11 protein-coding genes are annotated in these 12449 nt (G+C 57.0%); 5 read left to right on the top strand and 6 right to left on the bottom strand.

Translation table 11 applies throughout. The features are described from left to right. Window positions 1–231 precede the first annotated feature (231 nt). A complete protein-coding gene (locus ATY75_RS09920) occupies window positions 232–1044 on the top strand; it encodes a metallophosphoesterase family protein (protein WP_088937409.1) in 813 nt (270 codons plus the stop codon). A gap of 171 nt (window positions 1045–1215) precedes the next feature. Here ATY75_RS09920 and ATY75_RS35025 read toward each other — a convergent pair whose 3' ends face one another. Both ATY75_RS35025 and ATY75_RS09910 read right to left on the bottom strand, forming a co-directional pair. Continuing rightward, window positions 1216–1548, bottom strand: a complete 333-nt coding sequence (locus ATY75_RS35025) for a hypothetical protein (RefSeq protein WP_088937477.1) — start codon at window positions 1546–1548, stop codon at window positions 1216–1218. 65 nt (window positions 1549–1613) lie between these two features. Continuing rightward, a complete protein-coding gene (locus ATY75_RS09910) occupies window positions 1614–2690 on the bottom strand; it encodes a murein L,D-transpeptidase family protein (RefSeq protein ID WP_088937408.1) in 1077 nt (358 codons plus the stop codon). Between the two features lie 498 nt (window positions 2691–3188). Between ATY75_RS09910 and ATY75_RS09900 the strand changes: the two genes are divergently transcribed. Beyond that, window positions 3189–5126 carry a multicopper oxidase domain-containing protein gene (locus ATY75_RS09900; RefSeq protein ID WP_088937406.1) on the top strand — a complete coding sequence of 646 codons (1938 nt, stop codon included), beginning with the start codon at window positions 3189–3191 and terminating at the stop codon, window positions 5124–5126. A 253-nt stretch (window positions 5127–5379) separates the two neighbouring features. Next, on the top strand, window positions 5380–5589 hold the full coding sequence (locus tag ATY75_RS09895; RefSeq protein WP_088937476.1) for a cold-shock protein: 210 nt from the start codon (window positions 5380–5382) through the stop codon (window positions 5587–5589). A gap of 246 nt (window positions 5590–5835) precedes the next feature. Here ATY75_RS09895 and ATY75_RS09890 read toward each other — a convergent pair whose 3' ends face one another. From ATY75_RS09890 to ATY75_RS09870, 4 genes are all read right to left on the bottom strand, one after another. Continuing rightward, the gene (locus tag ATY75_RS09890; RefSeq protein WP_088937405.1) at window positions 5836–6291 is read right to left on the bottom strand and encodes a DUF411 domain-containing protein; all 456 of its coding nucleotides are present in this window, start codon (window positions 6289–6291) and stop codon (window positions 5836–5838) included. Between the two features lie 237 nt (window positions 6292–6528). Next, window positions 6529–9705: a CusA/CzcA family heavy metal efflux RND transporter gene (locus tag ATY75_RS09880; protein ID WP_088937403.1), complete on the bottom strand. Its 3177-nt coding sequence runs from the start codon at window positions 9703–9705 to the stop codon at window positions 6529–6531. Then, window positions 9702–11141, bottom strand: coding sequence for an efflux RND transporter periplasmic adaptor subunit (locus ATY75_RS09875; RefSeq protein ID WP_245317554.1), 1440 nt, complete (start codon window positions 11139–11141; stop codon window positions 9702–9704). The genes ATY75_RS09880 and ATY75_RS09875 overlap by 4 nt, the downstream gene beginning before the upstream one ends. Next, window positions 11138–11539: a FixH family protein gene (locus tag ATY75_RS09870; RefSeq protein ID WP_088937402.1), complete on the bottom strand. Its 402-nt coding sequence runs from the start codon at window positions 11537–11539 to the stop codon at window positions 11138–11140. The genes ATY75_RS09875 and ATY75_RS09870 overlap by 4 nt, the downstream gene beginning before the upstream one ends. A gap of 250 nt (window positions 11540–11789) precedes the next feature. On the opposite strand from ATY75_RS09870, the gene ATY75_RS09865 reads away from it, so the two are divergent. Together ATY75_RS09865 and ATY75_RS09860 are read left to right on the top strand one after the other, a co-directional pair. Then, the gene (locus ATY75_RS09865; RefSeq protein WP_088937401.1) at window positions 11790–12152 is read left to right on the top strand and encodes a hypothetical protein; all 363 of its coding nucleotides are present in this window, start codon (window positions 11790–11792) and stop codon (window positions 12150–12152) included. 57 nt (window positions 12153–12209) lie between these two features. Next, on the top strand, window positions 12210–12410 hold the full coding sequence (locus ATY75_RS09860) for a heavy-metal-associated domain-containing protein (protein WP_088937474.1): 201 nt from the start codon (window positions 12210–12212) through the stop codon (window positions 12408–12410). The last annotated feature ends 39 nt before the right edge of the window (window positions 12411–12449 follow it).

Below are 12449 nucleotides of genomic sequence, written 5' to 3'. Positions count from 1 at the left end.
CTCGGCGGCGCGGTGGCCTGTGGCGGTCGACATGAATTAGCGGGACCTGTCACCTTGATGCGACACGCGAGTTGGCTTGCTCCGGCCAGCTGGACTAAACCTCGCGCCCGGTTCGCGCACCCATGAAAACCCGACCAAGGCCCCAGCGCTCCGAAAACTCAATGAAATAGAAAGCGACGGATTACCCGGCGCGTCATCCCCACCCCTTTGCCTTCACGGAAGGTCGGCCGCATGCGAGCATGGATCATCAGCGATCTCCACCACTCCCCGACTGATGCCCTGATGGGCATGCCATTTCGGGTTCCCGATGCAGACATCTGCATCTGCGCGGGCGACATCTCAGAAGATATTTCGATGAGCATCGCTTACCTGCGGCGCAATATCGAGCCGCATATGCCCGTGGTCCTCGTCCTTGGCAATCACGACTATTACAACAGCAGCATCGAGTTTGCGCTGGAACGAGCACGCCGCGAGATCGAGGGCACCCGCATCTATCTCCTCGAAAACCAGAGCATCGAGATGGCCGATTGCCGATTTATCGGCGCGACGTTGTGGACGGACTTCGCTGTTTCCGTCGGTGACGACGAGCATGTTCCGCCTGAAGAACGTCGGGAGAAAGCGTTCGGCCTAGTGCCGTACCTAATGGCAGACTTCGAATGTATTTTTCGATCCGACGAAAGACGCGAAGGTGAAATCGGGCTAGTCACCGTTCGCGAAATCCTTGAGCGCCACATCGATAGCCGGTCATTCATTGACCGGGAACTGGAAAAGCCGTTCGATGGCCGCACATTCGTCGTGACCCATCACGCGCCGCTCATTCAAAGTTTCGATCCACGTTTCTATGGCGACATAACCAATGCGGCATTTGGAAGCGATCTGTCCGATTTGATCGGGCGGCGGCGACCGTCGGTTTGGATTCATGGCCATATCCATAAATTCCGCGACTATATGGCTGACAAAACCCGCGTAGTTTGCAATCCAAGGGGCTATGGGGGCGAACGCGGCACGTCGGGATTTCGCCCGGGCTTCCTCATCGACTTTTGAACTGCAAACTGAACGGGTCAGGCAGTGCGACAAGTGTCCTTGGGAGGTACCCACGCACCCTACTGATACCCGCTGGGTCATTCCGCTGTAGCTTCGAAAGCACTGCGCCCATTGCTGCCCCTATCGCGAGGACGGCCGCTCGTGACACTTCACGGATGCTCGCCTTCTGCTTCAAAAACCTATCGGTGGAGCGTAAAAGCAACGGACCGTGTCCTCGTTAGGGAATAAGCAAAGATGATACGCCCCGTCCGGGGATTCTTTCACTTCCCCTTGGGGAATCGAAAAGACGTGCCTGCGTGTCGCCAATCGATGGTCCCCCGGAAGAAGCGTCACCTCGTAGCCTTCATTGTTAGGGCGGACGGTTTTTGAGGAAATCCTTTGGCAATCGCCGTTTTCGCCGTCACCATTGCAGCAGAAAGGATCATAGGTGAAGCCCGACGGCGCTTGATGGGCATGGGTAGCTGTAGCCAACATCATCATGGCCCCTGCTAGTAAAATTCGCATGGCAGCCTCGCTTTCAAATGTAACGCAAGCGGAACGTGGTTCGACCCACGCCCCGGCAACGTTCATTATTTCCTTCCATCGAATGGATCAGCCAACGCCGAAGCCGGACGACTGATCGGATACTTGATGACGGAGACCTTCTCCGCGAGCTTGACGTCGCCGTTTTCCTTAAGCAGCGCTCGGAAAGTTAGGTGCATCCCGCCGTCCTGATAGGCAAGCGCCGTAAAAGGCTTGGCGGCCAACTCCTGGTATTTCTTTTCGTCAGCGGATGATTTGGCTACGACCGCAGGATCAGGTTGGTCGACTCGCTCCGGGCATGAGGCAAGCGGATTGCCAGGATCGCCTTCCTTGAACTCGGCGTCGAAGACGTATTTCCCGCTGCAAGCGGCAACCTTGGGCTCGCGCCGCCGAATATCAAATATGTCGTAACCTTCCTTGAGGTTCTTCCAGAAGGCGAAATTCGGGTCATCGCGATGTGCGGACAGGTTCTGCGGTGTCATGCGAAATGGATACGCTTGGACCTGGAACGCGCTCTGCCCGCCTTTCAGGGCCTGCTCGACAATAGCGTAGATTTCCCCGACTCCTTGATCGGTCAAAGCAAAGCACCCTGACGACGAGCACGCCCCATGGACCATTAGCGCCTCTCCGGTATAGCCAAGAGCAGCCTCCAAACGGTTCGGGTAGCCGAGATTGAACGAGAGATAGAACTGCGATTTCGGGTTCAGGCCACCTGTGGAAACTCGGTAGAAGCCCTCTGGTGCCTGCCGGTCGCCAGTTTTCGTCTTGGGTCCAAGTTTTCCGGACCATCGGCACATCGGGTAAACCTTCAGCAATGCGTATTTACCGCTGCTGTCGACTTTCCAGACCTCCAGTTCGCTTTCCATTTTGAAGATTCGGACGAGGACAGGACTCTCCGGCTTCATCCCTTTTGCACGCATACTGGCCAATAGCTTCGGCGGAATTTCATGAGATGCGACGCCGAGACCATCGAGCGACTGGACGCAGCCGCTCAAGATCAACGCGATCACCGCAAGTGCCATCCAACGAAGCGATTTCCAGCTCGCCGCCATTGGACTCAATATATTCTCTCGTGACGATAAACCACTAATGTGGCTTGCAAACATAGACATGCGCAAAGTCATGCCCTTCCCTTTGGTCTGAAACTTCGAACGGATGGAAATCAGACGGAAGAGATGGGGGGACGTTGCTCAACGGATTTTATAATGCCTGAGATCACGACGGAAGCCGTCACGCCGAACCAGACAACGGTGGGTGGGGTACGAAGAGCTTCAGGGGCCTGCGCCACAAGGCCATCCTGCTGGCAGTGCGATGCCGAAAAAGGTCGGCCGTCACCTCGATGGTGCCCGCCCGACGTTGAAGCAGTGCTAACGGAAACCCGACCCGCATGATCATGATCAACCTGCGCGGCGACGCAGGGCGCGGCAAGCGAACCCAGCAGCATTATCGTCGCGATAAAGACGTTGATTAGTAGGCGCATCGGCTCATTTGCACACGGACCATCCGTGAATTCATCGTCGACATAATGGTGAAGTTCGTCTTTTCGGTCAACGCGCCGGTTCGTACTTGACCTTCCAACGATGGAAAGCCTCAGCCTGCGCGAGCTAGAAGAGGAGGATCGTTTGTTCATTCAGCCCGTCGATTATCTTCTGTTTGCCTGGTTCATCCTGGCGGCACTCAGCACTGCGTACGTCTCGTGGGATCAGTTCCGCAACAATCCTGAGCCAGCAGTAATGAAGTGGGGCTTCATCCTCGTCACCCTCTATCTCGGTGCGCTCGGACTGCTGCTGTACGTGCTCGCTGACAAGGAGCCTCGACCGAACACTCACGAGGAATTTGTTAAACCGCTCTGGAAGCAGGGAATTGGGAGCACTATTCACTGCGTAGCGGGCGATGCGACCGGCATCATCGTTGCTGCGGCAATTACCGCCATGCTTGGGCTTCCGATGTGGCTGGACATCATCATCGAATACGTTGCCGGGTTTGCCGTCGGGCTGTTCGTGTTTCAAGCGCTTTTCATGAAAAACATGATGGGTGGGACGTATTGGCAGAACGTGCGCAACTCCTTCATGCCCGAATTCATCAGCATGAACGCGATGATGGCGGGAATGGCACCCGTTATGGCGATCCTGATGATGGGACGCGATATGCGAGCCATGTGGCCCGGCGAAATGCTCTTCTGGGGCGTCATGGCGCTCGGCATCGGTGTCGGGTTCGCGACTGCCTACCCGTTCAACGTCTGGCTCGTGGCAAAACAGCTGAAGCACGGTCTGATGACGGCCCGCAACAGCGGTCAGAAAGATTTGACCGATTCTGAATCTGCGGAGCATCCGAGGAGTCGCAAAACGCGGATGGGTCATCAAACGAAGGCTCACCACGAACAGCATACACCTCATCAAGAACAGATGTCCCACGGGGACGACCACCAGCACGGTGAGAAACTGCCCCCAGCCGTCGCCCCGACGCGGACTCAGCTCGCGACAATGGCGGGGTTTACGCTCATTATGTTGGCTGGCGGCTATGCTTATCCGTTTACGCTGGTGAACATGCATCTCAGCGCCCACGATGTCGGCCGGTCGATCATGGCTCCAGGTATGATCGTGGCCTTCGATACGCCGGGGGACGCAATGAAGGACATGGCGGCGGTCGATCCACGCGGAGTGAAATTTACAGCAGCCCCAGATGCTCGTGGCGCAACCGTACTCGAACCTCGCATCGAAAACGGGGTGAAGGTATTCGATCTCGCGGCGTCCGTCATCCAATGGACGATCTTGCCGGGCGTCACAGTTGAGGCTTACGCCTATAACAATCAAGTTCCTGGCCCTACGATCCGCGTAACTGAAGGTGACCGCGTCCGTATCAATGTGAAAAACGACCTTCCAGAAAGCACCACCGTTCATTGGCATGGCCTGATCCTGCCCAACGAGATGGACGGTCCGGCGATGATCACGCAGAACCCGATAGAGCCCGGCCAAAGTTTTTCCTACGAGTACACCGTTGGCCAACGTGGCACTTATTTTTATCACACCCACGACCATGTCGACCGACAGCAGGCCCTCGGCCTGTATGGTGCCCTCATCATCGGTCCCAAAAATCCAGCCGATCTCATTCCGGCCGATATCGAATATCTTGTCCAGCTTCAGGAGTGGACAAAGCGAGATTGGCTGACCTTCCCAGCGATGCCGATGGAAGGAGCGCTGCCAAACTACTTCACGATAAACGGCAAATCATACCCCGCGACCGAAACTGTTCATATGAAAGTCGGTCAGACGCTGAAGGTGCGGTTCATAGGATCAAACACTACGGCCATCCATCCCATGCACATTCATGGTGGCCCGTTTGAGGTAGCGGCTGTTGACGGAGAGACGCTTGCGACTTCCGCCCGCTATCTGGCCGACACAGTCAATATTGCGCCTGGGCAGCGATACGACGTCCTCTGGAAAGCGAGGAAACCCGGCAAATGGCTGATCCATTGCCATATCTCGCATCACACCACGAACAACAACGTCGAAATTCAAGGCGGCGGCGGCTTGATGCTGGTGATTGACGTAGCGGCATGAGGGCATTTGGTGACCGCGTTCTCTCATCCGACCGCTGATACGCAATAACCAGCATCGGCTTAAAGCAGACGCTGGGCAATCCGAAGCGGCGACAAGGGTCGGTCTGAAGGCGGAGCACAAGCCTAGTCGCAAAAACAGAAGTTTCGGGACCTACTCTTGCGACGTAGGCATCCGGAATTTGGGAGGGGCTGGCTTGCCAATCGGCTTTCCTTTTCTCATGGTGGGTCCGCTGGGTCAGAGCGGGAGGACTAAGTTGCCCAAAGGTACAGTTAAGTGGTTCAATCCGGACAAAGGGTTTGGCTTCATCGAGCCTGATGACAAATCGACCGACGCATTCGTGCACATTTCGGCCGTTCAGCGTTCGGGTCTTTCCGGGCTGCAGGAGGGCCAGAAGGTCAGCTACGACGTTGTCCAGGATCGGCGCACAGGAAAATCGTCCGCTGAGAACCTCCAAGTCCTTTAAGGTATCAAAATGCGGTGGCGACTGGGATTTCAACAGCCGCCACCGTTTCAAGGGAGGCCGAGACGTCCGGAAAGAAGAAGCGCATACGCTCCAACGTCGCCCTCATTCGGCAGCATCGTCTTCGCCCCAAGCGAAGGGTTCGATCTCCCGTGCTGCAAGCGGCAAACCGACAAGTCGGGCTGATAGCCTCGCTGGTCGTTATCGGCTTCATTGCCGCCGTCGCGCTCTATGCCCTGCTGACCTAGCCTAAACGGGCCGGATGCTCAGGATCACGATTGGCTTTCCACCATTCCTGGGCACACTGAAAACGTCGTAGGAGGCGTTCGGATCATTGCCCATTCCGAGCGATCCGGAGGGCATTCCGGGAACCGCCAGGCCAGCGATATCGGGTCGCTTGGATAAAACATTCTCGACCGCCGCTACCGGGACATGCCCTTCGAAGTAGTAGGGTTCGACTATAGCCGTGTGACATCCCTGCATTTCAGCTGGGATCGCGTATTTTTGCTTGACCGAGGCCAGATCATTCGTGTCCCGCACAGTCACCGCGAAATCGGCATCGATCATCGCCTCAGCCCAAGCGTGGCAGCAGCCACAGGTGGGGTCCTTGTAAATGATCATTTCCGCTTGTGAGGCGAGAACTGGTTTGGTCGCTGCGACGACTAGCCCCGCGACGGTAGAGCAAATAAATTGTCTTCGTTTCATTGGCTCGCTCCATATTCCAGATTCGGCGTTTATCTAGCTCTTCATCGATAGTTACGACGCCTTGATTTTACGCTCCGCGTCAGCAGCGGTGAAGAAGGCGTAAGTCAGCGGAAGAACAGATATTTGATGAGCGCCGCGATCAGGAGAAGCACGACCATGATCCCGACTATCCCCGCGAACATCATGCCCCACATCATCCCGCTGCCCATCATGTCGTTCATCACGGTGGCTCTCCGTTCATTCTGCCGCTTGCGTGACAGCTGCCTCCTCGCTCGTCATTGTCGTCGATCTGCTGCGAGAACTTGTTCGTAATCCCCAGCCTTTGACCAGCCCATAGATCGCCGGGATCACCACCAGGGTGAGCAGCGTCGAGGAGATCATGCCGCCGATCATCGGCACGGCAATGCGCTGCATGATTTCCGATCCGGTTCCTGTGCTCCAGAGTATTGGCACCAGTCCCGCCATGATGGCGACAACAGTCATCATTTTTGGCCGAACCCGCTCGACCGCGCCGATCATGATCGCGGCATGAAGATCGGCTTTGCTGAAATCGCGCCTCTCCGTCTCGCAAGCTCGTTGCCGTTCTCTTAGGGCCTGATCGAGATAAATGAGCATGATCACGCCTGTCTCAGCCGCCACACCGGCAAGCGCGATAAACCCGACCGCGACGGCAACTGAGGCATTGAAACCGAGCCACCACATCAGCCAGATGCCGCCGATCAGCGCGAACGGCAATGACAACATGACAATCAGAGTCTCTGTCAATTTCTTGAAGTTGAGATAGAGCAGCAGGATGATCAGCGCCAGCGTTAGAGGAACGACAATGGCCAGTCGCGCCTTTGCGCGTTCGAGATATTCGAACTGGCCGCTCCAGGCGACGGAATAGCCAGGAGGCATTTTCACACTCGCGGCGACCGCCTCCTGGGCTTCAGCCACGTAGCCACCCAAGTCACGATTGGCGATATCAACGAAGATGTAGACGGCAAGCTGGCCATTCTCTGTGCGGATGGTGGTGGCTCCGCGTGCGAGCTTAACATCGGCTATCTCTCCCAGAGGCACCGACCCGCCGCCTGGCAGTGATACCTGCACGTCCCGGGCAATGGATTGAGGATCACTTCGGAAGGCTCGTGGATATCGAACTGCCACGCCGTAACGCTCCCGTCCCTCGACGGTCGAAGTGACGATTTCAGAGCCGAGCGCCATGCTGATGACCTCCTGGACATCGTTGACGGTCAACCCGTAACGGCCAAGAGCTGCGCGGTCCGGAACAATGTCGAGATAGTAGCCACCAATGACCCTTTCCGCGTAGGCGCTGGAGGTGCCGGGGATAGTTTTCAGCACGCTTTCGATCTGGCGAGCGATCTTTTCCATTTCGCCGAGATCGGTGCCGTAAACCTTGACGCCGACGGGCGTCCTGATCCCGGTCGACAACATGTCGATGCGGGCCCGGATCGGCATGGTCCAAGCGTTCGAGACACCGGGAAACTGCAGGACGGCGTCCATCTCCTGCTTCAGGCTGTCGGTCGTCACACCCGGCCGCCACTGAGACTTCGGCTTGAGGGTGATGATCGTCTCGAACATTTCCGTCGGAGCTGGGTCGGTGGCGGTCAGTGCACGGCCTGCCTTTCCGAAGACACTCTCAACTTCGGGGAATGACTTGATAATGCGATCCTGCGTCTGCATCAGTTCGGCTGCCTTGGTGACCGATATGCCTGGCAGCGTGGTCGGCATATACATCAGCGTGCCCTCATCGAGGCTGGGCATGAATTCGCTACCGATGTGCTGGACCGGCCAGGCAGTTGCCGCCAGTATCGCGACAGCGGCAATGATGGTCAGCGTTTTGACCTTGAGGACGCCCCGGATGACTGGTCGGTAAATCCAGATCAAAAAACGGTTCAGCGGGTTCTTATGCTCGGGCACGATGCGGCCGCGCACGAAGAGAATCATCAAAGCAGGAACAAGGGTGACCGAGAGGAAGGCAGCCGCCGCCATCGCGAACGTCTTGGTGAAGGCGAGCGGCCCGAATAGCCGTCCCTCCTGCGATTCCAGTGTGAAGATCGGCAGGAACGATACCGTGATGATCAGCAGGCTGAAGAACAGCGCTGGACCGACTTCGCTGGCAGCCTCGACCAGTATCTTGATCCTGGGCTTACCCGGCGGTGCGCGTTCGAGGTGCTTGTGGGCATTCTCGATCATGACGATTGCCGCATCGATCATCGCCCCGATGGCGATAGCAATGCCGCCAAGGCTCATGATGTTTGCCCCAATACCGAGCAGCTTCATCGCGATGAACGCGATCAGGATGCCCACTGGCAGCATGATGATCGCCACGAGAGCACTACGCAAATGGAGAAGGAAGGCTACCGTTACCAGCGCGACAACAATGGATTCCTCGATCAAGGTGCCCTTCAACGTTTCGATGGCAGATTCGATCAAGGTCGACCGATCATAGACCGGCACGATCTCCGTGCCTGCAGGCAGGCTGTTTTGGACCGAAGCCAAACTTGTCTTGGCGTTGCCGATGACGGTCAGCGCATTGGCTCCGAACCGCTGCAGGACAATGCCGCTTGCGACCTCGCCTTCGCCATTGAGTTCGGTAATTCCTCTTCGTTCATCCGGAACGAGTTCTACCTTGGCGACGTCGCCCAGCCGGAGTGGCGTGCCGCCCTTTGTCTTGAGCACAATGTTTTCAATTTCGCTGATGCCCTTGAGATAGCCTCGTCCGCGCACCATGAACTCGAATTCGGAAAGTTCGATGGTTCGGCCACCGACGTCGGTGTTGCTGGCCCGGACTGCATTTGAAATGTCGCTAAGCGATATTCCCTGAGCCTTCAGCCGAGAAGGATCAACGACGATGGAATATTGCTTCACGAAGCCACCAACACTGGCAACTTCGGCGACACCCTCCGACTTAGAAACGCCGAACCGTACGACCCAGTCCTGCAGCGAGCGGAGTTCAGCAAGCGTGAGGTTCTTCGCGACGACAGCATACTGGTAGACCCAACCCACACCTGTGGCGTCTGGTCCGAGCGTCGGCGTCACACCCTGCGGCAGACGGCTCGACGCAACATTCAGATACTCCAGCACCCGGCTTCTCGCCCAGTAAGGGTCGGTCCCGTCTTCGAAGATCACATAGACGAACGAAACTCCGAAGAAGGAGAAGCCTCGAACAACCTTCGACTTCGGAACCGTCAGCATCGAGGTGGTCAGAGGATAGGTGACCTGGTCCTCAACCACCTGCGGGGCTTGGCCCGGATATTCTGTGTAAACGATCACCTGAATGTCGGAGAGATCGGGAATGGCGTCAAGCGGCAGTGACCGCAGGGCATAGATGCCGCCTGCGACGGCAAGCGCCGCACCGACGAAGATCAGAACGAGATTGTGGGCGGACCAGGAGATGACGCGGGAGATCATGGCTTCACCTCATCTGCAGCCATGCCGCTGAGGGCCGAGTTGAGATTGCTTTCGGCGTCAAGAAGGAAGTTTGCCGCCACGACTACCTGATCGCCTGCTGTAATGCCTTTGGTGATCTCGGTTCGCTCGTCACCGCGTACGCCGAGCTTGACGTTCTTCGGTTCAAACTTTCCGTCACCCTTGTCTATGAAGACGACCTGGCGATCCCCAGTATCGATGACCGCGCTGTTCGGCACGGCGACGACAGGCTTCTGTACCCCAGCCTCGATCTCCACGTCAGCGTACATGTTGGCCATCAGAATACCGTCCGGGTTCGGAAGCTCGATCCTGACTTTCGTTGTTCGGGTCTCCTCCTGGACTTCCGGATAGATGAGATCGAGGGTTCCTTCGAAGGTCCTCCCTGGGAGGCTCCGAACCGTCACGGCAACGGGAACTCCTTTTTGAATGGAAGCCAGATCGAATTCCGGCACGTCGGCGATGACCCAGACATGAGAGGTATCGGCAATCCGAAACAACGGATCGCCTGGTTTTGCCATCATGCCCGTGGTCGCCATGCGTTCAAGGATGACACCGTTGCGAGGGGAGATGTACTCGATGCTGGTTGGCACCTCATGCTTCTCGGCGATACTCCGGATCACCTCGTCCGGTACGCCCAGATTCTTTAGCCGAAGCGCCGAACCGGCATCATTGTTGCGAAACTCGCCCTTTCCGGCAGCGAATTCTGCGCCTGCGGTGGCAATCTCCCGGGAATAGAAGTTGAAGAGGCCGTCACCCTTTCCTATGCGGTCCCCCGTCGTCACATTCGCCACGTTGTCGATGAAGGCATCGGTGCGCATGGAGATGACGCTGATGAGCCGCTCGTCCAAGGCGACCGTGCCGGGTACGCGAATTTTGCGGGAGATGCTCGCCAATTCTGCTGCAGCGGTTTTGACGCCTGTCCGCTGTAGCTTGCCGAGCGAGACCTTAACCATCGAGGTGTCAGCCTGGTCCCCCTCAAAGACGGGGATGTAATCCATTCCCATGGAATCCTTCTTCGGCACCTTGGAAGTGTCCGGTAGCCCCATCGGGTTGCGGTAATACAGGACCTTGCGTTCGGTTGCAGCCGATCCCGACGCCGACCCTTTCTGATCGGAAGTCGCGGCCGTTTTGATGCCTGAGGCTGTAAAACTGATGTCTTCACTTTCGCGGACAGACAGGAACTCGCGGCCGTCCTGTGTTTTCCTGGGCGTTGCGGAATATTCGGGAAGCCCATCAGGATGGCGGTAGTAAACGACAGCCCCCGTCGGTTCAGCCTTGCTCGGCTGCGCTTCAGCGACGCCCATATCGAACAGCATGTGGAGTTGCCGCTGGCCTACACCCTGGGACCCAGCTAGGTACGCTCCCCCGCCAAAGACGGCGAGGGAGGTAACGGCGGCCAGCCATTTTGCGGTCTTCACGGTGTGGCCTTTACGACGACTTCACCTTTCACGGTTTCGCCTTCGCCCTGAACCTTGGCCGCGAGTTGGAAGCGCCAGCCGCCTTCCATGCTCAGGTTGGTCTTGAACTTGTACGTCCCCGGCTGAGCAGACGGAAGTTCTTCAACAGGCGTCGTCATCGTCTCCATGCCCTCGGGAGCCATATCCATCCGGGTCGTAAAAATGACCGCGTCGGTAACTGGTTCGCCCGATTTCTTGTTGACGAGGCGGACAGAGACCTCGGTTGGACCTTGCTTCACCTCAGCCGATACGAGTTGGAACTCGTAATCCTCGGGACCGGCGTAAGCATTGGCAAAAGACAGGGACACAAGGGTGGTTGCAGCGAGCAGAACTCGCGTAAAAGCGCTGGATTTCTTCATCTGATTACATCTTTTCTCGCACAGGCGTGACAAGCCTTGCGGTGAACAAATCTGCCAAGCGACCGTTGGGTGACGGAGGTTCGGCGTTTAAATTGCTAGATGTAGTCAGGCTCTAGGAGGTCGAGCTGGAGGTTCGACGAGGCTGGAGGTCAAGCTCGCGTCATGAAGAACAAGGAAGGACAGCGTCCATGGAAACGCAATCCGCGTCTCCGCTGACTGCGGAGAATGGACGAGTATCATCGACCCGCAAATGAGCGCCAGCGGACAGTCTTTCGTGCACCCGGGCGTCACCTGCTTGACCTTCGGGCAGCAGGGCATGTCGCCCTTCATCGCTGCCGTTTCGTCGGAGAGTGATTGCATCTCCATGCCGGTCATCGAGGCTGCACCCGAAGACGCCATCGCGCTTTCGGCCGTGCCAATGCTGATCGGGCCAAGGATGATCCCGAGCATTGCAAGGACGCAAAGCAAACGCTGGAAGGCGGCGACGAGTTTCATATTCCTATACTGGCATGCGATTTCGTCTGACGGAAGCGGGCTCACGAAAATTTGCGGCAGCGTGCGTCGTGGCCTTTGGTGGGAGCAAAAAGTGAAGGTCACACCAAAGGCCTATTGACCTTCCAATGGTGGGAAGCCCCACATAGACACCATCAACGCTATGGAGACTTACAAGATGGTGAAATTCGAAGTTCCCGACATGACCTGCGGCCACTGCGTCAGCACCGTTGAAAAGGCAATTAAAGCGGCGGACCCACATGCGTCCGCGAAAATTGATCTCGGGACAAAGACCGTGTCGGTAGAGACAAAAATGGGCTCGGAAGTCATCCAGGCATCCATTGCCGATGCCGGTTACTCACCTTCTCTCATGAAATAACTCGAATCGACGGGCTGTATGGCGCACTGCCCGTCGTAC

It is taken from the genome of Rhizobium sp. N122 (assembly GCF_002211295.1).
In the GTDB taxonomy this organism is placed as follows: Bacteria; Pseudomonadota; Alphaproteobacteria; order Rhizobiales; family Rhizobiaceae; genus Rhizobium.
This window is presented reverse-complemented; position numbering and strand designations above follow the sequence as displayed.